Raw genomic sequence first — 24,520 nt, forward strand, 5'->3', positions numbered from 1 at the left:
ATCTCTTACGCCTTCTTTACTTTCTTCAAACCTAACTCTTTTAAACCTGGCAAGCTAATCATAATGATAAAGCTTAAAAGATATAATGCTGATAAAAAGCCCATCACAACCATTAAATTATAATAGTCCATTAAAATTCCAATCACCACTGATGAAAAGCCACCAATTGCACGACCAACATTAACAATAATATTATTAGCGGTAGAACGAATTTCTGTTGGATACAAGCAACTAATTACGGCTCCATATCCACCAAACATACCATTAGAAAAGAATCCCACTATCGCTCCAATAATAATCAAGGCAAACATATTATGTGCCAGAATAAGCATATAGACCATCACACCTGAACCTAATAAGAAGATCGTAAATGCACGACGTGGTCCAAAATAATCAAAGATAGCACCAAAAGTCATCATTCCAATACTCATACCAATGATCGTTGAAACCATCCACAAGCTAGAACCTGATACACTCAAATGCATTTGTTTCTGCACAATTGTCGGCAACCAATTCATTAATCCAAAATATCCTGAAATTTGAACAATCATCATGATAGTAAGACCAATCGATTGCCACATTAACCTTGGTGTCGAAAACATTTTCTTGATTACTTCAAAAAAGAAAGATCCCTTAGCATGCTTTTTTGCTTCGATGAATTGCTTGCTTTCATGTAAATGTTTTCTAATAAAATAAGTTAAAATTACAGGAAGTACACCGACTAAAAATAATTTGTGCCAGCCCAAAGTTGGAATAATCACTGCTGCCACAACTGCTGCCATCACTGCCCCAATTTGACCACCAATAGCAGCAATAGAAGTCATTTTTCCAATACGATCATGACTAAAGTTTTCTGCAATTAAGGCAATACCTACACCATATTCTCCGCCAGCTCCAATCCCAGCTAAAAATCTCAGCATATAAATGTGATTAATATCATTAGTAAAAGCCATTAGTCCAGTAGCAATAGCAAAAATAACTACTGTATGACTAAATGTCTTAACACGCCCGATCTTATCACCTAAAATTCCAAAAATGATACCACCTAATAGCATACCCAAAGTAGTAATTGATGAAATTAACCCAGCAGCTCCACCAGAAAGATGTAAATCTTTAATCATAGAACTCATTGCAAATGATAAAAAAAGTACATCCATGTTTTCCAATGCGAAACCTGAAGCTGTTGATGATATTACAAGCTTCTGATCCCTAGTTAGTTCCTGGGTGTACTTCGATATATTATTCATATTTAACCTCCAAAAATGAATGCTCACAGTCATCCTTTTATTTTCGAGTTTATTGTTACATTTTTTCAGCAAAAAAACAAGTATTTTTTTTATTTGCTTTTTTAGCTAGATCATGTTAAACTCACATCGATGACTTTAAACGGTACAGAGAGACCGCAAGTTTCCTCATTGATGTAAACTAAATCTGGAGTCTATATCTGGTTGCTCTCTGCACGGATATAGACCCTTTTTGTTTAAGGAGATAATTATGAATAAACCTGTAATTGTAGCTCTAGATGTAGAAGATAAGCCAAGTTTGGACCGACTATTGAGTAAACTAGGTGATCCAAAAGATATTACCGTAAAAATTGGCATGGAGCTTTTTTATCAATTCGGTACAGAACCAGTAAAAGAACTAGTAGCTAAAGGATATAGTATTTTTTTAGATTTAAAATTACACGACATTCCTAACACTGTATACAATGGTATGAAACAAATTGCCAAATTAGGAATTCAATACACAACTATCCATGCATTAGGTGGTAGTGAAATGATTAAAAAAGCCCATGAAGGATTAATTGCAGGTACTCCTAAAGGAAAAAGTCTTCCTAAATTACTAGCAGTTACAGAACTAACTTCTATTTCTGATGATTCTTTAGCTAATGAACAAAATTGCAAGTTAACAATGAAAGATCAAGTCATTAGTCTAGCAAAAATGGCTAAAAAATATGGAGCTGATGGTGTAATTTGCTCCCCCTTAGAAGTAGAAAAACTAAGAGCTGAAGTAGGCGAAGACTTTTTATATGTCACACCAGGTATAAGACCAGCAACAGATCAAAAATTTGATCAATCTCGCATTGCTACACCAGCTCAAGCTAAAGCATTTGGTTCGAGTGCAATTGTAGTGGGTCGACCAATTACTCTAGCTAAAGATCCCCAAGCAGCATATCAAAAAATTGTAAAGGAGTTCAATTAATATGTATACTAAAGAAATTATTCAAAGTTTAATTCAAAATAAAATTGTTACTATTTCACCTGATAAGCCTTTCACTTATGCTAGTGGGATGCTTTCTCCAATCTATACGGATTTTCGTTTAACTATTTCCTATCCAAAATTATGGAATATGATTTGTGATGATTTAGCAACATTAATTAAAGAAAAATATCCTCAAGTTACAGTAATTGGTGGTGTAGCTACAGCTGGTATTCCTCATGCTGCTATTGTTGCCCAAAAATTAGGTTTACCAATGATTTATGTAAGACCAAAGCCAAAAGATCACGGAAAAGGGCGTCAAATTGAAGGGTTATTTACAGCTCAAGATAAAATTGTTTTAATTGATGATTTAATTACAACTGGTGGTTCAGTAATTAATGCAGTCAAAGCAGCTCAAAAGAGTGGAGCTGACGTTATTGGTGTCAGTTCAATTTTTACATACTATCTACCAGACGCAAAAGAGAATTTTGCTAAAATAAATATTCCATTTGCCCCACTACTATCTTATCCAGAATTATTAAAACAAGAAAAAGAAACAGGTCATGTCACCGATAAAGAATATATGCTATTAAAAAACTGGCACGATGATCCATGGGCTTGGGGTAAACAATTCAATTAAAAGCATATATTTCACCAGTTGCATAATTGCGTATGTTTTTTTATCTAATATTTGGTATAAAATTAACATAGTAACTATTTTTAGGAGGCAATTATGAAAACAATTTATCTTGTTCGCCATGGTCAAACTTTTATTAACCGATATGATAAAATGCAAGGTTGGTGTGACACACCTCTAACTAATCAAGGAATTAAAGAAGCTGAAAATACTGGTGTAGTTTTAAAAGATATCCCCTTTGATATAGCATTCTCCAGCGACTTAAAACGTGCTTATGACACTTGTGATTATATCATCAGCGAAAATTGTAATCGTCATGAATTACAACATATCTCATCTCCATTCTTTAGAGAACAGTTTTATGGCTATTTCGAAGGAATGAATTCTGATGAAGCCTACCGAATGATTGGTGGTCCACATGGTTACCCAACTCGCGAAAAACTACTATCCGCAATAGATTTAGATACTGTCAAGGATTATATGAAAGAAGCTGATCCATATCACGATGCAGAAAGTGCTAGTGAATATTGGCAACGTCTAAATCAAGGATTCTCTTTGTTAAATCAACTAGATGATGTTAAAAACATATTATTAGTTACTCACGGCTTCACCATTAGAAGTATCGTCAATCGATTTGCAAAAGGAAAATACAATTTGCTACATGGACCTCAAAACGGTTCAATCACTATTATGAAAATTAATGACAAAGAGATAAAAATTACTGATTATAACAAATTAGAATTATAATCGCTAACTATAACACATAAAGCAGGTGATGATTTGATAAATACTATTCCGTCAAAAAGAAAGGTTTTCCTAGCTGGCGTCAATCTCAATAATAGCAACTTTAATTATTATATGGATGAATTAGCAAAATTAGCAGAAGCCAACCAAATGGAAGTAGTAGGTAGATCTTGGCAGAATTTAGAAACAATTGTTACTGGTACCTACTTTGGTCTAGGAAAAATTAATGAAATTAAACATCTAGCCAAGGAATTGCATGCTACAGTCATTATAATTAATGACGAATTAACACCAACACAAATACGCAATTTAGAAAAAATGACGAAATTATCTATTCTGGATCGGACGGAGTTAATTCTGGAAATATTTTCTAATCGTGTACGAACCAAACAAGCAAAATTACAAGTACAACTAGCAAGATTGCAATATGAGCTACCTCGATTACATCCATCAGAAAATCGGCTAGATCAGCAGCGAGGTTCTGGAGGTGGCTTTAACAATCGTGGAGCAGGTGAAACTAAGCTAGAATTAAATAGAAGAACCATCCAACAACAAATAAGCAATATCAAAAAAGATTTGAAAAAGATTAATCAGCAAGAAATAATTAAAGCTACTCAGCGAAACAATTCTTTCTTACCACAAGTTGCCTTAGTAGGATATACAAACTCTGGTAAATCTACTACTTTGAATAACCTCTTAAATGAATATTCTAAGAGTGCTGATAAAAAGCAAGTTTTTACTAAAGACATGCTTTTTGCTACTCTAGACACACATGTTAGAAGAATCGATCTCGAAAACAAACTAAGTTTTATTATATCGGATACTGTTGGTTTTGTTTCTAATCTACCCCATAATTTAATTGAATCATTCAAAGCTACTTTACAAGAAGTAAGAGATGCAGATTTAATTATTAATGTGGTTGATGCTAGTGATCCTAATATCTTGCAAATGATCCAAACCACTACCAAGGTATTAGATGAATTGCAAATTGGTGATGTACCTATTATTACAGCATTTAATAAAGTAGATAAAACTGACCGGTCATATCCTCAAATAGAAGGTAATGGCAACATTCTATATAGTGCTAAAGATCCCGAATCAATTAGATTGTTAGCTAAATTAATTCAAAAGAAAATTTTCTCCAATTTACAAGTTGTAGAATTATTCTTACCGCTCCAAATGGGAGATAAGCTTAACTATTTACATACACACGGGCAAGTAATTGAAGAAAAATATCAAGATAATGGTATTTATATCAAAACAAAAATCTGTAAAAAGATTGCTGACAAATTTGCTAAATATAACTATAAAAGTAAATAATTACATAAAAAATGCTACCCTATAAAAATTAGGATAGCATTTTTTTATACGCTTTAATCATTGGTACAGCTTTTTATTAAATTTATTTAGATTCATCAATAGAATCAATCATTATTTTTAACCTACCAAATCTATATAATTCATCCTTCTGAATTTTATAGATATTAAAATAAAAAGCAAACACAAAATTATAAGACAACCATTTAATAAATAACTAGTATTAATTAATGTGGCAATTTGACGTTTTGTAACACCAAAAAACACGTAAGGCAAAGTATTGATATATATTAAATGCTTTGTTTCGCAAGCATCAGACACTCCCAGAAGAAAATGATTAACTACTTTTTGATTTAATTTCCAAAATATAGAAATTTGACTAATGATGATAATTAGACTACTTATAATAATGCAACCTTCTCCTATCTTAGGACATTGTACATTTTTGAATAATACACACATCGCCATAATCAAAAGATAGAAAGCTATTAAAGATACCAATTTTTCAGGAATATACATACTGATATAAAACTTTTGATTAGATGCCGTAGCTTGGGCATATTGGTAAGTACAGCCATAAATAATAGTACCCAATATGTAAAAGAAGATGTCAATAAACTCTAGTCCTTCTTTGGAATATGGAAAAATTTGCCAAAGCGAATCATGACCCAGATAATAATTTTTAATGATTTGATAAACTGTAACAAATACTATGATGGCTACAGTAGCGACATACCATAGTCCATTATACATTGATATGTTAGCTTTTTCTTTCTTTACCACATTTTCATAAATCAAAATGCCCAATTCAACTACAATTGGAAATAAAAACATCAAACTGATTTTTTTTAATCTAATTAGTAAATATCTGCTCATTGTCCTATCCTTCTAATATATGCATCTTCAAGAGTTTTATCAACTGCTAATATTTCAGCCCTTGAATTATGTGAGAGTATATGTCCATCTTTAATAAAAATCACGTCCTCAAGCATATCACCTAAATCTCGTATTAAATGAGTAACCATTAAAACAGTACTATTCTTTCTACGATAATTTTGAATTATATCCATAAAATATCGTCTTTTAATGGGATCAGTTGCTGACAAAGGTTCATCTAATACATAAAAGTCGGTATTTCTTGAAAAAACCAGTGCCAAATGCACTTGCTCATGCATTCCCTTAGAGCAATCATGAAGCTTTAACTGTGGAGATATAGAAAACTTTTGTAAAATTTTATACATTCTTTGTTCATCAAAATCTGAATATACAGACTTAAATAAGTCAATAGACTCTTTAATAGTCATACTTTCATATAAGAAATATCTATCAGGCATATATGAAAAGCTACCCTCAATTTCACGTTGGCCTTTGAATTTATTTATATTTTTTAAAATAAGATTTACTAATGTTGTCTTACCAGAACCATTATCTCCTAAAATTCCAACTATCTTACCATCATTGCGTAACGTAAGAGAGATATTATCTAAGGCTACTTTTCTCCCATATTTTACAGTTATATTTTTTAATAACATATATACCTCCTTTTAAAACGACTATCAGTCAATAGAAAAATAATATAAAAAGGCTAATATCAACTGATCCTAGCCTTTTAAATTTCATTAAAAATATCCATATCATCAAATAATTACAGTATGCCTAATTTTTTAAAAATATCATCAACATGCTTTAAATGATAATGATAATCAAAAGCATCATCAATATCTGATTTAGAAAGATATTTAGTTATTTCACTTTCATCAACTAATTGTCTAAATTGAATTTGCTCATTCCATGATCTAGCTGTTAACTTTTGAACCATATCATATGCCTTTTCACGTGATAGTCCTGCTTCATCAATCAGCTTTAATAGTAGTCGCTGAGAATAAATTAATCCATATGTTCTATCCATATTTTTCAACATGGTTTCGGGGAAAACATCCAAATTTTCCAAAATTTTATCAAATCTATTCAACATATAATCAATTGCAATAGTTGTATCAGGTAAAATTATTCTTTCAGCTGAAGAATGTGAAATATCACGTTCATGCCATAAAGAAACATTTTCGTATGCTGTTAGCATGTGTCCTCTAATTACACGTGCCATACCACATAAATTTTCTGATCCAATCGGATTCCGCTTATGAGGCATTGCCGAGGAACCCTTTTGTCCTGCTCTAAAATGCTCTTCTACTTCATGTATTTCAGATCTCTGTAAAGACCTAATTTCTGTAGCCCAATTTTCAATACTAGTAGCAATTAAAGCCAACATTGCCAAATATTCTGCATGTAAGTCTCGTGGTAAAACTTGACTAGTAATCGGTTGTTGGTTAAGACCTAATTGATGTAAAACACTTGTTTCTACCTCGGGTGGCACATTAGCAAAAGTACCAACTGCTCCAGAAATTTTACCTGATTCTACTCCAGCTGCTGCATGTTCAAAACGATCAATATCACGTATAATTTCTGCATACCAACGTCCTAATTTTAAGCCAAAAGTGGTTGGCTCTGCATGGACACCATGAGTTCTTCCCATCATGACAGTATCTTTATATTTAAGTGCTTTTTTGGCAATCGTATTTTTAAGATGAGCTAAATCAGAACGCAAAATATCATTTGCTTCTTTAAGTAACACGCCTTGTGCTGTATCTACAACATCTGTGGAAGTAAGTCCAAAATGCACCCATTTTCTCTCTTCACCTAAGCTTTCTGAAACAGCTCTAGTAAAGGCAACTACATCATGATGAGTAATTGCTTCAATTTCAGCTACACGTTCAGCGGTAAAACTAGCTTTTTTAGCAATCTTTTGTGCATCTGCAACTGGAACCTCGCCTAGTTCACTCCATGCATTAGTTGCAGCAATTTCAACTTTTAGCCAAGCAGCATAACGATTTTCATCTGTCCAAATTTTGCCCATTTCTGGGCGAGTGTATCTATCCAGCATTATTTACATTTCCCATGGATTCTTTAAAACAATAGTTTGTTCACGATCAGGACCTACAGAAACAGTCACTAAAGGTACACCAACCAACTCACTGACGCGTGACAAGAAATGACGAGCATTTTCTGGCAAATCTTCTAATTTAGTTACTTTAGTAATATCCTCATCCCAACCAGGTAATTCTTCATAAATTGGTTTACATCTTTCGAGTTCTTTCAAACTAGCAGGATAATAATCTATTTTTTGACCATCTAATTCATAAGCTACTGCTATTTTTACGGTCTTTAAACCAGAAAAGACATCCAATAGGTTTAAGCTTAATGCATCAATACCTGCTACACGTTTAGAATGACGCAATGCAACAGAATCGAACCAACCTACACGACGGGGACGTCCAGTCACTGTGCCATATTCATGACCAGTTTCACGAATATAATTGCCAGTCTCATCTAACAATTCTGTAGGGAAAGGACCTGCACCAACACGAGTAGTGTATGCCTTACAAATACCAATAACAGTATCAACTTTAGAAGGTCCAATACCAATACCAGTAGCTATTCCACCTGTCACTGTATTTGATGATGTAACAAATGGATATGTTCCTTGATCAATATCAAGCATAACACCTTGTGCACCTTCAAATAGCACTTTATCATCATTGTCGATAGCATCATTAACAATAACAGAAGTATCAGTCACATACTTTTTAAGTTCTTGTCCCAATTTCCAATATTTTTCAAAAATATCTTCAAATTTTAGTGCTTCTTTACCATATACATTGACAAACAATGCATTTTTTTCATTCAAATTAAAGCGTAATTTTTCTTCGAATGTATCCTTTTCAAGTAAGTCACACATTCTAATTCCAATTCTGGAAGCTTTGTCCATATATGTAGGTCCAATACCATTTTTAGTAGTACCAACTTTGTTAGCTCCTTTAGCTTCTTCTTGGTAAACATCTTGTAAAATATCATATGGCATAACAATATGTGCACGATTGGAAATTGCTAATTTATCCGTGTTGATACCATTATCTTCAAGATATTTTATTTCATCCAATAAAACTTCTGGATTAATTACTACTCCATTACCAATAACCGTTTCTTTTTTAGCTTCAAAAATACCAGAAGGTATTAAACGCATTTTAAAAGTTTTACCACCAAAAGCAATGGTGTGTCCTGCATTGTTACCACCATTAGAGCGAACTGTCATATCAGCTGATTGACTTAAATAGTCAGTCATCTTACCTTTACCTTCGTCTCCCCATTGACTACCTACAACTGCAACTACTGTCATTTAATTTCACCTCATAAAATATATTAAATCACAAACCAGAATCAAGTGTAACAGTATAAATACCATTAGTCAATTAACTTTAACGAACATTTATCAATATATTTTTCAGCATTGTTCATATAATGGTTGACTTTTTAAGTAAATATACGTATATTAGCTCTTGTGATAAAAAATATAGCGAGGTAATCAGATTGAGTAATTATTTTAGTATGGAAGCTTTTGATTATGATGATATCCAATTAGTTCCTAATAAATGTATCATCAAAAGTAGAAAAGAGGCAGATACCTCTATAAAATTCGGAAAGCGAACTTTTAAACTACCAGTGGTACCAGCCAATATGGAAAGTGTTATTAATGAACCTTTAGCTGTGTGGCTTGCTGAAAATGACTATTACTATGTAATGCATCGTTTCCAACCAGAAAAAAGAGCTGATTTTATCAAAATGATGCATGATAAAGGTCTCTTTGCTTCAATTTCTGTTGGTATTAAAGATGAAGAATATAAATTTATTGATCAACTAGCTAACGAAAAATTAGTTCCAGAATATATCACAATAGACGTAGCACACGGACACTCTGACTATGTGATCAAGATGATTAAATATATCAAAGAAAAATTACCTGAATCTTTCCTAACTGCAGGTAATATTGCTACTCCTGAAGCAGTTCGAGAATTAGAAAATGCAGGTGCTGATGCAACTAAAGTTGGTATTGGACCAGGTCGTGCATGCATTACGAAATTAAAAACCGGCTTTGGCACAGGAGGATGGCAATTAGCAGCATTAAGGATGTGTTCAAAAGCTGCCAGAAAGCCATTAATTGCTGACGGTGGAATTAGACACAATGGTGATATTGCTAAGTCAGTTCGTTTTGGAGCATCAATGGTAATGATTGGTTCCTTATTTGCAGGTCATCTCGAATCACCTGGTAATATTATTACTATTGATAATAAAACATATAAACAATATTGGGGTTCAGCATCTGCAGTACAAAAAGGTGCCTATAACAATGTTGAAGGAAAACAATTACTTGTTCCATATCGTGGTTCAATTAAAGACACTCTTAAGGAAATGCAAGAAGATTTGCAATCTGCTATTTCCTACGCTGGAGGTAAGGATCTCCATTCCATCCGTGTAGTTGATTATGTAATTGTGAAGTCATCAATTATGAATGGTGACAAATAAAAAAGAGATCACAACTCAATAAAAGATTTACAATCTTGTAAAAATTCGGCATCGTCGTAACCATCGGCTATGCCGTTTTTACGTTACTTAAAATTATGTACTTCCTAAATGATTTTCCATCACAGATTTGTTTTATAATATCCTCGTTAATAATTGCTTCGTATGTATCTTTGAAAAGCTGCCTCTATGACTGGATGGTAGAAAAATTTATCAATTTATGCTATATTTTTGCTATATTTTGGAAATCTATAAAGGAAATGCAATGATATTTTCAGAAGAAATAAAGCAAATAAGAACAAACTGTTTTTTTATACAGGAAGATTTTCAAAGAACATTATATCGATTATAGCAATATAGAAGATAAATATCTGAATGATAAAGTTGGAGGAAGAAGAATGGTTGATACAAAGGATGAAGATATAGATGACGAGATGGTCTGGGATATCAATCGTGAAAAGGCAATGATGGCTCCGCAAAGAATCAAGCTTGTAACAAAATATATCCTTGAACATTTTGACCAGAAGACCTATCGTGGCTATAAGACCTATGCCTACAATACTCTTATGAATGTGGCAAAGGTTGTTTCTTCCGACAGAGGTGCTGTGGAAGAAATTAAGAAAAAATAGCGTGTGAGTGGATTTAACTCTATCTTTGCCGTCGCCTCTGTTCCGATGGCAAAATTGTATTATGAAGAATTCAAAAAGCAAATGGCAAAAGATCCTACAAAAAAACTGCGTATTGCGACTATCTTCAGTTATGGAGCTAATGAGGAAGAATCTGATGGTATCCTTGATGAGGAAAACTCTGAGGATGCATCAGCACTTGATAGCACCTTCTCGTGATTTCTTGGAAGGTGCTATCAAAGATTACAATGAAATGTTCCATACGAACTACTCTACAGATAGCGACAAATTCCAGAACTATTATAAGGACGTTTCCCTTCGTATGAAGAATAAAGAACTCGATTTGCTCATCGTAGTCAATATGTTTCTTACGGGCTTTGATGCTACCACGCTAAACACACTGTGGGTAGATAAAAATCTTAAGATGCACGGACTCATTCAAGCATTTTCAAGAACAAACAGAATCCTTAACTCGATTAAGACATTTGGTAACATTGTCTGCTTTAGAAATCTTCAGAAACGTGTTGATACTGCTATTTCACTTTTTGGTGATAAAAATGCAGGTGGTATTGTCCTGATGAAGGGCTTTAAAGATTACTATTATGGCTATGAAGGTATTGATGGAAAGCAGATGCCTGGTTATGCAGATATGATGGAAGAACTCAAAGAAAAGTTTCCACTGTCAGAACCACAGATTGTTGGAGAACAGAATCAGAAAGACTTTATCTCTCTTTTTGGTGCAATTCTTCGGATGCGTAATCTGTTATCTTCATTTGATGAATTTGTAGGCAAAGAGCTTATTACAGAGTATGATCTGCGAGATTATCTTAGCAGATACCAAGATCTTCATGACGAATGGAAACGCAAACGTGAGCAAGGTGAAAGCACAGACATCATCGATGATATCGTCTTTGAGGTAGAACTCATCAAGCAGATAGAAATCAATATTGACTATATCCTTATGCTCGTTAAGAAATATCACGATACACATTGCGAGGATAATGAAATGCTTATTACCATCACCAAGGCTATTGATGCCAGTCCAGAGCTTCGTAGTAAGAAAGAACTCATTGAAAACTTTATTGCAGGAATAAATGATGTCGAAGATGTTATGAAAGAATGGCATGATTATGTAGCTGAAAAGCGTGAAGAGGAACTTGTTCAGATTATCAAAGAAGAAAAGCTGAAAGAACCTGAAACAAGAAAATTCCTTGAGAATGCATTCCGTGACGGTGAAATTAAGACTGCCGGAACGGATATTGATAAGCTTATGCCTCCTGTATCTCGTTTTGGTGGCAGAAACAGAGCCGTTAAGAAACAAGGTGTCATCGACAAACTGAAATTATTCTTTGAGAAGTTCTTCGGGGTTGGAGGTTCATTCACTACTGAAAAGCCAAAGTTTTTTAATTATGCAGATGCGATGACTCAACAGTCTGTTCTTATGGTTGCAGAAGATTCCGCAACTCATGGGACAAAGAAAGATGCTGAGTAAATGATAAGAAAACGACCATATAGGAGCATTTATACTCTTGTATGGTCGTTATTTCTTACGTTCCCGCTTAAAGGCTTTCAGCCAGTTTTCTTTTACCCCCCCTTACTGAAAACTCCTTTTTATGCAGTTTTTGTTTTTACTATCCTTTACATTAAAAAAGGGGCGAAGTTTTTTCTTCGCCCTTTTCCTTCAGACTTTCTACATAACTAAAGCCTGATATGCTCACTATTCTCATTTATTTATATAACCTGTAAATGTTTCATTGATAAATCTAAACATCTCCAGAATGAGTAATTTCCCCACTAGAAATATAATCAAACGGTAAATCTTTATGTTCACTAATATTATCTAACGTAAAATTGCCCGATGCTTCAACAATCGCCCGTCCATCAATCCATTTTAAAGCTTCTGCCATAGCCTCATGCGACATATTATCCAACATAATAATATCTGCTTGGCCATGTATAGCTTCTTTAACCATTTCAAGAGTCTCTACCTCTACTTCATATTTTTTTATTTTATAGTAAGTCATCGACGAAATTAAGTAACAATCTAAAAAAGTAGAAACATTCAGCAAAATTTTCTGAAAACAGGAAAGTCAGATAGGCTAGTCTTTTTGAGTGATTTCAATTTTCTTATTTGACCGTTTTGCGGGCTCAATTATTTTTAACTGGTGGTTCATTCGCTCTGTTTACAACAAAAAGCCAAGCCCCGCTGAATATACTCAGCGGGGCTTTGGTTTTCATTTTGTCATTAAACAAGATCTGATAAATCTATTCATCTTCCTTCTTGCGTTTTTTGCCAGCGAGTAAGGTGATGAGTCCACCAAGCGTGAGAATCCATCCTCCCCATGTCTGGCTCGAATGACTCCCAGTATTTGGTAGGACTTTCTTCCTTGAAGCAGCTTTTACCCTCTGGTTAGCTTCTAATTGAGATAGATTGTCAGTGGTTTGTTTTTGTTGACTTGTTTGGTGAATACCGAGTGGGTCTTCTCCATTTGGCACTGTATAGTCAGGATTTTCCGTTTGATAATTCAACATTGGTTTTTCATTGACTAATGGATCACCATGTCGATAGATAACACCAACAACTTTAACCGTCTTGACCTTTGGTTTCTTATTCGGTTCCGTTTGGGTCACTTGAATCTTTTCGCCTGCGGTTAACTTCTTGCCGGTTGGGACATTCACACTCCATTTGCCATTGGCTACTGTCGTTTCGATCGGTTGATCTACTCCTGGAATGGTCACTTTCACTGTCGATCCGTCAACACCTGTTCCGCTGATTTCCTTGCTTTGCGTATGAACTGTTGAAACCGTTGGCTCTGCACTCGTTGCACGTTTGATCGTCACAGTCACGTTAACCTTATCTATAGAACGATCATCATATGTGACTGTCACTGGTATCGTCACTGTTTTTTCATCTTTTCCGTTCAACTCGCTTGCTATTGGCGTATAGTGGATTACCCCTGTCGATGCATCTATTGTGACATGGTCATTGGCTTTATCCAATGTATACTGCATACGTCGATCTAAACCTTGAGCTACATCTGTCGTAACTTGTCCATTGTTCTCTTTATAGAAGGTTGGAGAGCCTATTATTATCGTTTCTCCAATTGTTCCTTTTTCTGTTCCATATCTTGGCTCAATTGTTACTGCTGTCTTCAGTGTTGCTTTAGATTCAATCGTTACTTGATTATTTTTATCTGGATCCATTGTTTCCGTAATCACTGTGCCTGCGGCAACACTCCATTGATATGGTCGGTAATTATCTTGTGACTTTACCTGAGGATAATCTGCGGATTCTAGTGCTGTATTGACTTTCACATCATATGTTTTTGCTTGTGCGTCCCCTTGATAGATAGTTCCTTCTCCGGCTTGTAGCGTAACTCTTAGATACCCACTTGGAATAGGTGCATTCTTATCATTCGTTCGATCAATCTTATTTGGTGACGTTACACTTACTTGAGCAATCGTTTTTTCTGTTGTGCCATCATGATAGGTAACTTGTACAGCAATAGCCAGCTTTTGTCCCACTTTAGTTGCACTTTCACTCGCTGGAATTGTTAATCGTCCTTCATTCGTTACTGAATATCCTTTTGTTTTGAGATCTTCTGCAATTGAATAGCTTGTTACAATTCCTGTCTGACTTGCAATTGTTTCATTACCTTTTTTCAATGTTGGCACTTGCGTTGTCAATGACTTCCCTGGTTCCACTTGTTCGGGAGCATAGGTCAGTTCATAAGCATCTTTTTGCGGTTGTGCTTTTATGCTTACTGGTACTTGTACGATATCAGTTGAACCATCTGGATAAGTAACTTGTACAGCAACTTGATGATTACCAGCGGAAATGGTGCTTGGTAGCTGACCAGCAAGACTAACTCGATAGGCTGTCTTTCCTTGAGGATATTGAGGCACTGATACCTTAGCCTTAATTTCCTCTTCCGTTAAAGTTGCACCATAATCTTTTTCGATAGCACCTGCAGCAACTGTAGCTTCATATTTAGTTGTTTGTTGATGCACTACTATCTTAAATTGTTGTTCAACTGAGTTTCCAGCTGCATCAGTTACTTTAAAGGTACGATTACTGTAGCCATCTTTATCTTTAATATTTGGTCCAGTTGCTCCGATCATAGTCAGTTGTTTAGGATCTGCCGTAGTTCCCGTACCAGTTAACGTATCCTTAGTGGTAAATCCTAATGTTCCTGCTTTTCCATTATGCACAACACCAATTGATTGGACAAGGCCCGAATTATCTGTCGCTCTAACTGTTAACGTGAAATTTTCAGTCCCATAAACATGAATTTCTTTAACACCATTTTTGTCCTCAATTTTTGGTTGTTCGCCTTTCCAATCAGAACTAATACTCCACCTAGTGATTACAGGTTTTACAGTGTCTTTTACATTTACTTTTGCATTGGAAATGTCTAAAGTTGATCCATCTTTAAAAGTAACTACTACAATTCCAGTTTTTTCTCCCACTGTTCGCGTATCTGGTACATGGTTAGTTTTCCAACTGTAAGTTACGCCCTTGTCTTTCAACATTTCTTTAGTGGCTTGTGATACTGACTGCTCTGCATTAGGTTGCACAGGATGTTCGTTGTTAACTTCAACATCTTGGCTAGTGCCTTGTAATTTTGACTTGAGATCACTATGATCTGTATAATTTTCACTTTGTGATTTAACAACTAAAGTAAATCCTGATTCTGCACCAGAATTAGCATCTTGGTAATCCCAAGTTCTTATTTTTCCTTGATGCGTTGTGTTTTTAACATTTGGTGCTGTACCTTTAAAAGTTAACACATAGGGATGTTCTTTAGAACCTAACGTATTCCGCTTTCCATTTGTATCTTGTTTGTACTTAGCTTGATAAGTTTGTTTATCATTGTTTAGCCAAGATAAATTATCTCCATTATATTCAGCATCATAAACAATTCCTGTGTTATCTGTCACATTAGCCTTAAATTCAAAAGCTTCATTTGCATAAACAGTCACTGTTGTGCCATTCACTTGACTACCTTTACCTGCTTCATATTGTACATCTGCAGGAATATCATCTCGTATCTTCATTGACACATCAACAATATCAAACGACTTATCAGAATAGGTTACCTTCACCTTAATCGGAATCGTTTGACCCACTTGTTTGGCTTGCCCTTGTAAAGTCAACTTACCAGTCTTTGAGTCAATTTGAACTCCATCTACAGGATTCATTAAAGTAAACGTTGTACCATTTGGTTTGTCGACTGTTTTTTCAACTGCTTTATATGAAGAATTCGCCACTTCACCTGCAAACAAACGTCCTTTGCTAATATCTTTGAACTCAATGGAGGAATGACTAGCTGACTTGGTGCCTACTGTAATTGGCAATTGCCCGTAGCTAGCTTTATATTTTTCAGCTCGTTCATGAACAATATAAATAAACTTGGTACTGTTATCAATTACTGACTGATTGCCATTTTGATCTTCCGCATTAAATAAACGCGTGAATTTCTTAGCTCCAACTGCTTGATTATTGCCTACTGTATAGCGGTCAGCAAAATCAGTTGGGACTGTTCCTGTAATGTGATAGCTGGCATTTTTGCCATTCAATTGAGATTGAACATTCAATCCCTTGATATCTTCTCCAATCTGTCGTTCAGTCCGATGCATATCTCCATTACTTAGCCACAGTTTTTTCATATTGCTGTCTGCATCTGTGGCATGAATCGTAATATCAACTGGCTCCCCACGATAGAAATGAGTGACTGCAACGCCCTCATAAGTATGCGAGGTAGGAAAAGTAATAGTTGGTGCGACATCATCTTGATAAGTAACGGTAACATCAACCGTATCGCTTGATCCATCTGGATAAGTCACCTTCACTTGCCGTTTACCAGACTGGGTCACAGGCGATCCGTTCACCCATGTATACTGTGCTCCATTTGGCAATGACTTCACATTACTGATGGCACTCTTCGCTTCTGGTAAGGCCTTAGCAGATGCTTTCACAGTGACAGCTTGTACTTGTGGGTCATACTTAGTAGTCTGCTGATGATTGATCACCCGCAAATTAATAATTGTCGTATGATTGGATCCATCCTTTACTTGAATAGCCCGATTATTCCACTGTGCTCCTTCACTTAATTGGGTGGAATCTGATTGATTATTCGTATTCTTACCTGTTGCACCTGTTAAAGTGAGCACTTTAGGCTGTGCACTTGATCCCACTCCACTAGTCTGTGAAGTCAGAGGGAACGGATAGCTTCCAGGTTTTCCATTTTGAACAAGAGCAATCTCTGCTACTTTACCAGAGTTATCATGTGCTTGAACCTTAATCGTAAAGTCCTCAGTTCCATACACATGGACTTCTTTAACACCATTTTTATCTTCAATGTGTGGTGCTTGTCCTAGAGCAGTTGAAGACACTGTAATGTCAGCAGTTGGATTAGTTTGGTCAAATACCACTAATTTTCCCGTAATCGTTCGCGTAGAATGATCACTAAAGGTTGCGGTAATCGACACATCTTGTCCCTGTCCACTCGTCACCGTATTATTTGTTAGCTTTCCTTGCGTAAAGGTATAAGTGACCCCCACCTGTTGCTTTTTTATACAGAGCTTTTGTAGCAGCTGACACAAAGTTTTCAGGTTTAAGATCAGCAGTAGAGGCATTCACTTCTACCCGTTGGGTGTCCCCACTCACTGCTTGACCATCGAATTGTGCAGCTTGTTCTTTTGTAACAATATTAAGAGGAACCCAGCCCTGCGTATTAGCCCCATCCCAAGTATCTATTCGAGTATTCTTCGTTCCCTTGGTGGTTGGAGTTCCTGTAAATGTAATCGTATACGGATCCTTAGCACTTCCCTTTTTTGCTCGATTATTTTTTTGATACTCACGATCATCAGATTGCACAAAACTGCTATTTCCATTTAATTTAGCATCCGTAATTTTATTAGAATTATCCTTAACTTTAACGTGAACAATCATTGGTTCATTCACATAGGTTGTCAAAGTAGGGGGATTCCCTGGGAAATTTTGTACATTAGTAGCGACTGTCTGAACAGCTGTCCCATGCTCAACCTTGGCTCCTTTTTCCGCAACCACATCGAGTTGAGCGAGTTTTGTATCTTGAACGATCAATTTACCTTGAATAGTAGTAGAAGGACTATGATCTGCAAAAGTAGCCTGGATTTCTACTGTCTGTCCTGTTGTATTGATTGTAGCGTTGGTAGGTGCTTTTCCATTATTCCAAGTGTAGGTGACCCCATTTCCCAAACCAGTCTTCACATTTTGAGGCACAAAGGATTCCGGCGTCAGTTTGCTTAATGCATTAGTGTCATTAACTTCTACGGTTTGCGTTGCCCCTGTTAAGGGACGTGCCTCTACCTTTAACGTTACCTGCTGACTGCCACTGTTTTCTGGATTTGCACCATCCCATGTCTTCACAGTAAATACATGCGTACCAGGCTTCATCGGAGCTGTTCCTGACAAGGTTACCACGTAAGGCACTTTATCTGAACCCTTCGTATTACGTTGGTTATGTGTTGCTGCATTATATTCGCTTTGAGCAGTTCCTTCATTACTATTCAACCAACTAGGGCGATTTTCTGTTCGTACATCGTGAACAATATGACTATGTTCATCCACTGCACTTGCTTGAAAACTGAAAGCTTGGTTTGCTTGAACAGTAATGACTTGATTTTGAACAGTCACCTTGTTATCGGTTGCCTTCATCGTCACCTTAGCTGGCACATCATCAGTGAGAATTAATTGCACAGAGCGAGAGTCTTTATTGCCATCTGGATAGGTAGCATTTACAGAAATAAAATGAGTATCTCCAAGAGATATTAATTCGTCGTTTATAGTGACTTTAACATTTCCATTAAGTCCTGTAATCTTTTGTTCAAGGTCTGCGATAACTTTCTTCTTTGCCGCATCGGTTAATTTCTTGGTATCTTTATTCCATTGGCTAACTCCAGCTGTCACTTGTTTAGGATAAATTGCTTTATCTGTTCTAGCCACAACTGCTGCTTGTTTCACTTCTGAACGGAAAGGTTTTTTATCATCCTTGCCATCTGTCACTTGCGTAATGATCCTTGTACCTTGGTTTAGCGATTCATTAAAAGTTACGGTTAATGTTCCATCCGCATTTTTATCAACAGATTGAATACCCGCAGCATTATGAGCTGAATCAATGGTCCACTTTCCATTTTCTAATTTCAGCTGACTTTGTTTATAGTCTTTTCCGAACAAGGTAATGCCTTCAGCTCCTGTTGAAAAATTGGCCAATTTAATTTTTGTTGCACCAGCTTGCACACTATTTCCTTCTAAAGGTTTCACTTCTGCTGGTTTCATGCGTATGGTTAAATCACGTGTAATTTTAACCACACCGCCGTCTCTATACCAAATGAAAGCATCTCCTGCTTCTGCAGTATCTTGATTCCCTAAGAGCTTATTAGCATCATAAGCTTCTGGAAACGCATTTTTATTACGTTCCACTTTTTTAGTAATAACTTGAACATTTTCAACTTCTTTATCGTAATCTTTACCAAATTTACCTTTTAAATTTTTTATAATCTTAGATTTTATCTCATTAGCTTCTTCTGGTGTTAATAAGTTATCTGTATCATTCTTTTGTACATTAACAGCATCATTGACTGCTGTCTTTTCAGTTTCTGCTAGCGTAGGAGTATAGATTTTAGCTAAATGTTCATTAGAAAGATCTGATTCGACCTTTTGCTTAGTTGATCCATCTTGATCAATATATTCCTGCTTTTCATAAACAACGGTTTTAACAGCATAAGTCGCCCCATCTTCAATCAAAATGTTTTTAAAAACTGCTTCCCCTTTGTCATTTGCCAAAACTTGAAGATCACGTTTCTTAGTTACTTGTTTCTTTATAGTAGTCGGTTTTCCCTGATCATTATAAGTCGTTTCTGTTACGGTTTCTTTATACTCTTCTTGCATCGGCTCAAAACGTCCATTAACATTCTTATAAAGAACCATTGGCACCCCTTTAGTTCCATTACTTGCTACTAAGTTTTTATAAGTTCCTGCTGCATTTGTCAATTTTAAAGGCAACCGTTTGCCTACACGTTCTTCTTGTGATAAACTTGGCGTTTTAGGCTTGATCACAAACATAATGTTATATAATTCTGTCTCTGTTTTGCCATTAACCGTTTGCATCCGTTTAAATTGAAAGTGATTAACACCTGGTGTATTAGCATCTGATAATAAATGTTCATGTCCTTTATTATCATAAACTGTCCATGTTAAATCTCCTTCTCCCCACTTCGCTTTACCAGAAGGGTCTTTCCAAGAATCTGAATGTTCTCCAGCTAGATAGCGATTTAAATCCAGTTTACCAATATCACTATGTGCATCTTGTCCATTTTTTCCGCCATTAAGAACCATGTAGCCACTATCAATTAAGTCTTCACCCTTGGCATCTGAAAACTTACCAAAGTCTCCTGGTTTATATTTACCTTCTCTTTTAGCTTTATCAATATCACCCCAAAAAGAAAAATCAACCTTTTGTCCATTTTCTTTTAGACGATACACATTATCACAGTTTATAGCTTTCCCTTGATTGATATAAAAGCGTCCATTACGTCGCACATGAAGTGGGTACTTCTCAATTACTGAAATATCAGAATCCAAGCGTCCGTACATTTGTAGAGTAAGATTATAGGTGTTGTACTCTTGTGACCTAAATCCTGCCAAATAATACTTTCTTGTATTCTTATCTCTTTCCAGTCGTCCTTTGGTTTCAAATCGAACTGAATAACCGTTTTTACCATTATGTGGTTGAATAAAATATACGGTTTGCGAATTATCTTTGATTTTACTAATTAATTGATCTCGCCTTTTAGCATCTTGATCTAATCGGTCTTTCCACTCAGGATGCATTTTAGGGTCAGTAATTTCACGTTGATTAACCCATTTTCCGTTATTAGCGGGATAGACTAAACTAGCAAAATTACCATCATCACCTGGGGTCTTATTCAAGTCATCTGAAAATTCTGCTTGAGTATCTTCAATGCGTTTAATATCATCTCGAAAAATAGTTTTCAGTGCATTTTCCCCATTAGCGGCAAAAGTTTTATACTTATCATCATTTTCACGATAAATTACTGTGGCTTTTGTAATTTTTTGATTTTTAGGCACAGTGAAAAAATACTTTGGATGTTGATGTTCATTTCTTCCTAAATTGAAATTAATCTCCCAAGAATAACCTGATCCATCTTCTAAAGGGGTTACTCTCGCCCAAACATCCCTTTCAGCATTAGAAATATTCATACCGTCAAAGTTAGGATCTTGTCCAAACAAACCATTACGCTTATTTCTAAAGATTTGCGTATATAAGTCGTATCCAGATCCTCCACCGCCCAATTCAGTATAAGAACCTAATAATTTTTCATTATATTCTCTGTTCCCTCGCATTTGTCCAATAGAGCGTTCTTGTCGCAAATGTGCACTTGCTCGATTCAAGATGTCACTCACATCATATTTGTCACCAGTCTGTGCTGATCGCGATTGAAAGTGCGAGAGAGTAACGAGTTGTTTCGCTAGACTTTGCGTGCGTTTAAGTGATTCAAGTGCTGCATGTCCCACTGTTTGATTCACATTCACATCACTTAAAACAGCCTGTGCCCCTATATAGGCCGCAACAATCTCTTCCACAGCTTTTTTATCTTCTGTTTTCAAACCTTCAATTTGCTGTTTGAGAGATTGTACTGCTTGGGTTAAGTCTTTTCGTTGTGCCTCAGTCATCCTTTTTGAGGTGCTACCTTTTTCATCCTTTTCAGATTGATTAGCCTTCGTTTTATCGGCAAGACTATCTGTTTGCTCCTTTGCTGATTGCGTTTTATCTGAATGCTTTTCCGCAACAGGTGCAGCTTTTTTGACTTGTGCTCCAGATGAAATTTTATCTGTTTGTCCAGTGACCAGTTGTGTATTAGTTGCTTGCTTGCTAACGCTTTGCGTGTTATTCGCTTTGGAATTCACCCCATCATCTGCATGCTCTTGCTTAGAAATAACAAGCTGCTTGTTATTTCTTGACTCTATAGCCGGTTGTTCATCCGCTAACACATATCTAGTTTGTCCGCTCAACAAAAAGGCAGCAGAAATCGCTACTGATACAACACCTACTGTAAACTTTCTAATGCCATAATAAGTGACCTTTTCACGCTGTTCCAGATCACGCATTTTCTTATTGTTTTTTCCAAACATTTATCAAACCTCCTGGGTGATTAATAGGTTTGTCAATGAACAAAAAATGGGCAGAGCAACATATTTATTTTTAGTAACTCTGTCTAATATACACCTTGTTATAAATCATTATTGTTCACGACTTATTTATCTATTATTTATTACATCAGATCTTCTTCTTTTTCACCAGTATTATCTATACTTTATATGCTCTAAATTCTCTCAAAAAAAAAAAAAAGGACAAATTTGTTGCTATCCCCTTCGTTTTCTTTTTATATCACTATCCCTGTCTTATTCCAGATTCTCTTAGATTGTCAAAAATGACACATGTTAACATTGACTTCTATTTAATTTATGTAAATAATAGTGAAGTCAAACCCCTTCAACTTTGAAAGGAGCTCTTTTGAATGTTTGAGCTATTGCCGAAATCTATACAAAGAAAATTGAACTTAATTGCCTACTTATTGGATCATCCTACTTCCCCACCTTCTATTCATTTCTTGATGGATTATCTTAATATTACCTATCCCACTTTGAAACATGATATTAGCGAGTTGAATGAACTTTTTGACCAATATTTTAATATCACTATCACTAAGACTCAAATTTCTCTTAAAGCATTTGTCCCACTTAGTATGGCTTTTTTCACCTATATGCTCAAACAAGATTTAACCATCATGTCACTCATTAATGAATGCTTTTTACAACATATCAATACATTTAAAGCATTGGCTCAAAAAATATACATTAGTCGTTCAGTCATGTACCATGACTTAACACAACTCAAAGATTTTATCACTAACCATTATTCTGCCTTATCTATTACCACGCATCCTGTCCAAATAACTGGTCCTGAACGTATCGTTCGTCAATTTTTTACGGACTATTACTTCCTTGGCTATAACTTATCTAACTGGCCGTTTGATCAAGTTAGTCAATCCGCAATAGAAGATTTAATGCTTTTAATTGCTGAAAAAATCCCACTCATTGCCTTCTTCAGCGATCATCCCATCCTTCCCATTATTCTTGCCATTAATGTGATACGCTATCGTCAGGGGCACTTAGTGGAAGATATTCGCCCAGCTTACGACCATGATGCCTGCCGCCGTTATCTCAGTGATCCAATTAATCACGATCATCTGCATAACTTAGAAGTTAGACTGGGCATCACCTTTTCCAACGAAGCTGTTGAACAACTTCTCGTTAATATTATCAGTCATCAGACCAGTTATGATACTCACTACATGTGGCAATGTGCTCAAACCGATCCCACTTTGTATCAGGCACTTATCACCTTAAAATCAAATATGCTTTCCTTAATGCACGCATTTCATATTCCATCAATAGACGAGGAGGCACTTGATCTTTTCTTGCTAACAGCTTATAATCTCTGCACCTTTCACGGTACAGATTCTAACTCTTTTGAAGAAGAAATTTACCAACATGAGCAGGACTGTTTAGCTGTCGGTACTGAACTAGAACGCATTGATCCCCATTTCTTAACCCAAATGCAAAGGATTTTAACTACATTTCAAGAACAAATGCACATTCCTTGCAACGATACACGTACCTTACAAGCAACTTGGTATTATTGTCACATCTTCCCTCAAACCTTACGTCAACTCAAAACACCTACCCAACCCATTCGTTTAGGACTTTATACCATTAACCAATTGCAACGTAAACATTGGGCATATGAAATTAATCTCTTATTTGGCGATAAGATACAGCTAGTATCTATCCATTCGCCTAATAGCCTTTTGCATTTGGAAGCTAACCAAGTGGACGCACTACTGACTGCTTTACCCATAGAACTAAAGCAAATCAAAACCCGCTATATTAGTGGCTATCCTTCTGGTCAAGATGTTGAATGGATCTATCAATTGCTCTTTCCGTCTTCCGATTCATAACCTCTCAAACTGTTCCTTACTAAGAGGGACAGTTTTTCCAAAAAGGGCTCCTCTTATTTCTGTATACCAACAAGTCATTTCTCTCTGTTTTTGGTTTACATTGTTCATTATTTTATATTAGCGACGCTTAGTCTTTGACTTTTCATATCACTGTATTCCAACTAAAAAAAGCTGGCCCTTTAAGGGGTGTTCAGTAAAGGATTAAGAGAAAAACGACTGAAAGCCAATCATTAGCTTGTAAAATTTTTTTCATTGGTTGCGAATACCCATCAAGAATAATAACGATATCATTTCTTAATTCATCTGACAAAGTAATTAATCGATCAATAGCTTCTTGCTTAAAAGAATTTTGTCCGTCAGGAGTTAATGCGTAGGCTTCATCAATAATATGATATAATGGAAGAAAAAATATAAACCTTTGAAGCATGAAAAATCCCATTCTTCCATGCTTTTCTACATTTTATATAGCAGGTAAAGAGTAATGAGTTTAGAC

At 35.6% G+C, this 24,520-nt stretch carries 18 protein-coding genes; 9 read left to right on the top strand and 9 right to left on the bottom strand.

The annotated features are described in order from the left end of the window. Positions 1-5 precede the first annotated feature (5 nt). Positions 6-1,247 carry an MFS transporter gene (locus tag HMPREF0520_RS00230; RefSeq protein ID WP_010222229.1) on the bottom strand — a complete coding sequence of 414 codons (1,242 nt, stop codon included), beginning with the start codon at positions 1,245-1,247 and terminating at the stop codon, positions 6-8. 247 nt (positions 1,248-1,494) lie between these two features. Here HMPREF0520_RS00230 and pyrF point away from each other — a divergent pair, with 247 nt between their 5' ends. The 4 genes from pyrF (at position 1,495) to hflX (ending at position 4,900) form a co-directional block, all read left to right on the top strand. Continuing rightward, the gene (gene pyrF, locus HMPREF0520_RS00235) at positions 1,495-2,202 is read left to right on the top strand and encodes an orotidine-5'-phosphate decarboxylase (protein ID WP_006728883.1); all 708 of its coding nucleotides are present in this window, start codon (positions 1,495-1,497) and stop codon (positions 2,200-2,202) included. Position 2,203: 1 nt separating this feature from the next. Beyond that, a complete protein-coding gene (pyrE, locus tag HMPREF0520_RS00240) occupies positions 2,204-2,839 on the top strand; it encodes an orotate phosphoribosyltransferase (RefSeq protein ID WP_006728884.1) in 636 nt (211 codons plus the stop codon). 93 nt (positions 2,840-2,932) lie between these two features. After that, complete coding sequence (locus tag HMPREF0520_RS00245; RefSeq protein WP_006728885.1) at positions 2,933-3,583, top strand: histidine phosphatase family protein; 651 nt, start codon at positions 2,933-2,935, stop codon at positions 3,581-3,583. 33 nt (positions 3,584-3,616) lie between these two features. After that, the gene (gene hflX, locus HMPREF0520_RS00250; protein ID WP_006735513.1) at positions 3,617-4,900 is read left to right on the top strand and encodes a GTPase HflX; all 1,284 of its coding nucleotides are present in this window, start codon (positions 3,617-3,619) and stop codon (positions 4,898-4,900) included. A 117-nt stretch (positions 4,901-5,017) separates the two neighbouring features. On the opposite strand, the gene HMPREF0520_RS00255 is transcribed toward hflX, so the two are convergent. From HMPREF0520_RS00255 to HMPREF0520_RS00270, 4 genes are all read right to left on the bottom strand, one after another. Then, entirely contained in the window at positions 5,018-5,773 is a 756-nt protein-coding gene (locus HMPREF0520_RS00255; RefSeq protein WP_006728887.1) for a hypothetical protein, read from the bottom strand. After that, positions 5,770-6,429 (bottom strand): ATP-binding cassette domain-containing protein, encoded by a 660-nt coding sequence (locus tag HMPREF0520_RS00260; RefSeq protein WP_006728888.1) that lies wholly within the window; start codon positions 6,427-6,429, stop codon positions 5,770-5,772. Before HMPREF0520_RS00260 ends, HMPREF0520_RS00255 begins: the two co-directional genes overlap by 4 nt. Before the next feature lie 113 nt (positions 6,430-6,542). After that, positions 6,543-7,838, bottom strand: coding sequence for an adenylosuccinate lyase (gene purB, locus HMPREF0520_RS00265; RefSeq protein ID WP_006728889.1), 1,296 nt, complete (start codon positions 7,836-7,838; stop codon positions 6,543-6,545). A 3-nt stretch (positions 7,839-7,841) separates the two neighbouring features. Beyond that, positions 7,842-9,131 carry an adenylosuccinate synthase gene (locus HMPREF0520_RS00270; RefSeq protein WP_006728890.1) on the bottom strand — a complete coding sequence of 430 codons (1,290 nt, stop codon included), beginning with the start codon at positions 9,129-9,131 and terminating at the stop codon, positions 7,842-7,844. Positions 9,132-9,322: 191 nt separating this feature from the next. Here HMPREF0520_RS00270 and HMPREF0520_RS00275 point away from each other — a divergent pair, with 191 nt between their 5' ends. The 4 genes from HMPREF0520_RS00275 to HMPREF0520_RS00290 all read left to right on the top strand — a co-directional run bounded on the left by HMPREF0520_RS00275 (position 9,323) and on the right by HMPREF0520_RS00290 (position 12,430). Further along, positions 9,323-10,315 carry a GMP reductase gene (locus HMPREF0520_RS00275; RefSeq protein WP_006731873.1) on the top strand — a complete coding sequence of 331 codons (993 nt, stop codon included), beginning with the start codon at positions 9,323-9,325 and terminating at the stop codon, positions 10,313-10,315. Positions 10,316-10,710: 395 nt separating this feature from the next. Next, positions 10,711-10,941, top strand: coding sequence for a hypothetical protein (locus HMPREF0520_RS06405; protein ID WP_006728892.1), 231 nt, complete (start codon positions 10,711-10,713; stop codon positions 10,939-10,941). Between the two features lie 3 nt (positions 10,942-10,944). Beyond that, positions 10,945-11,157, top strand: a complete 213-nt coding sequence (locus tag HMPREF0520_RS06410) for a type I restriction enzyme subunit R domain-containing protein (protein ID WP_029327250.1) — start codon at positions 10,945-10,947, stop codon at positions 11,155-11,157. Positions 11,158-11,191: 34 nt separating this feature from the next. Then, complete coding sequence (locus HMPREF0520_RS00290) at positions 11,192-12,430, top strand: type I restriction endonuclease subunit R, EcoR124 family (RefSeq protein WP_080542446.1); 1,239 nt, start codon at positions 11,192-11,194, stop codon at positions 12,428-12,430. A gap of 271 nt (positions 12,431-12,701) precedes the next feature. On the opposite strand, the gene HMPREF0520_RS00295 is transcribed toward HMPREF0520_RS00290, so the two are convergent. The 3 genes from HMPREF0520_RS00295 to HMPREF0520_RS00305 all read right to left on the bottom strand — a co-directional run bounded on the left by HMPREF0520_RS00295 (position 12,702) and on the right by HMPREF0520_RS00305 (position 22,138). Beyond that, positions 12,702-12,911, bottom strand: a complete 210-nt coding sequence (locus HMPREF0520_RS00295; protein WP_006732563.1) for a beta/alpha barrel domain-containing protein — start codon at positions 12,909-12,911, stop codon at positions 12,702-12,704. A gap of 292 nt (positions 12,912-13,203) precedes the next feature. Then, complete coding sequence (locus HMPREF0520_RS06170; protein WP_192805638.1) at positions 13,204-17,430, bottom strand: Rib/alpha-like domain-containing protein; 4,227 nt, start codon at positions 17,428-17,430, stop codon at positions 13,204-13,206. A 28-nt stretch (positions 17,431-17,458) separates the two neighbouring features. After that, positions 17,459-22,138, bottom strand: a complete 4,680-nt coding sequence (locus HMPREF0520_RS00305; protein ID WP_006728897.1) for a sialoglycan-binding domain-containing protein — start codon at positions 22,136-22,138, stop codon at positions 17,459-17,461. Between the two features lie 386 nt (positions 22,139-22,524). Between HMPREF0520_RS00305 and HMPREF0520_RS00310 the strand changes: the two genes are divergently transcribed. Beyond that, positions 22,525-24,027 (top strand): AcpB/EbpR/MafR family transcriptional regulator, encoded by a 1,503-nt coding sequence (locus HMPREF0520_RS00310; RefSeq protein ID WP_006731756.1) that lies wholly within the window; start codon positions 22,525-22,527, stop codon positions 24,025-24,027. 190 nt (positions 24,028-24,217) lie between these two features. Here the strand turns inward: HMPREF0520_RS00310 and HMPREF0520_RS00315 are convergent, their stop codons facing one another. Continuing rightward, a complete protein-coding gene (locus tag HMPREF0520_RS00315; RefSeq protein ID WP_006732512.1) occupies positions 24,218-24,454 on the bottom strand; it encodes a hypothetical protein in 237 nt (78 codons plus the stop codon). Positions 24,455-24,520 lie beyond the last annotated feature (66 nt).

Source organism: Lactobacillus iners DSM 13335 (assembly GCF_000160875.1).
GTDB classification, from domain to species: Bacteria; Bacillota; Bacilli; order Lactobacillales; family Lactobacillaceae; genus Lactobacillus; species Lactobacillus iners.

Bases quoted from the DNA above. Each gene is read 5' to 3' on its own strand.
- HMPREF0520_RS00310 (WP_006731756.1), top strand. From the start codon at position 22,525: ATGTTTGAGCTATTGCCGAAATCTATACAAAGAAAATTGAACTTAATT.
- pyrF (WP_006728883.1), top strand. From the start codon at position 1,495: ATGAATAAACCTGTAATTGTAGCTCTAGATGTAGAAGATAAGCCAAGT.
- HMPREF0520_RS00315 (WP_006732512.1), bottom strand. From the start codon at position 24,454: ATGCTTCAAAGGTTTATATTTTTTCTTCCATTATATCATATTATTGAT.
- HMPREF0520_RS00305 (WP_006728897.1), bottom strand. From the start codon at position 22,138: ATGTTTGGAAAAAACAATAAGAAAATGCGTGATCTGGAACAGCGTGAA.
- HMPREF0520_RS00295 (WP_006732563.1), bottom strand. From the start codon at position 12,911: ATGGTTAAAGAAGCTATACATGGCCAAGCAGATATTATTATGTTGGAT.
- HMPREF0520_RS00260 (WP_006728888.1), bottom strand. From the start codon at position 6,429: ATGTTATTAAAAAATATAACTGTAAAATATGGGAGAAAAGTAGCCTTA.
- HMPREF0520_RS00245 (WP_006728885.1), top strand. From the start codon at position 2,933: ATGAAAACAATTTATCTTGTTCGCCATGGTCAAACTTTTATTAACCGA.
- HMPREF0520_RS00290 (WP_080542446.1), top strand. From the start codon at position 11,192: ATGTTCCATACGAACTACTCTACAGATAGCGACAAATTCCAGAACTAT.
- pyrE (WP_006728884.1), top strand. From the start codon at position 2,204: ATGTATACTAAAGAAATTATTCAAAGTTTAATTCAAAATAAAATTGTT.
- HMPREF0520_RS00255 (WP_006728887.1), bottom strand. From the start codon at position 5,773: ATGAGCAGATATTTACTAATTAGATTAAAAAAAATCAGTTTGATGTTT.
- HMPREF0520_RS00230 (WP_010222229.1), bottom strand. From the start codon at position 1,247: ATGAATAATATATCGAAGTACACCCAGGAACTAACTAGGGATCAGAAG.
- purB (WP_006728889.1), bottom strand. From the start codon at position 7,838: ATGCTGGATAGATACACTCGCCCAGAAATGGGCAAAATTTGGACAGAT.
- HMPREF0520_RS06405 (WP_006728892.1), top strand. From the start codon at position 10,711: ATGGTTGATACAAAGGATGAAGATATAGATGACGAGATGGTCTGGGAT.
- HMPREF0520_RS00270 (WP_006728890.1), bottom strand. From the start codon at position 9,131: ATGACAGTAGTTGCAGTTGTAGGTAGTCAATGGGGAGACGAAGGTAAA.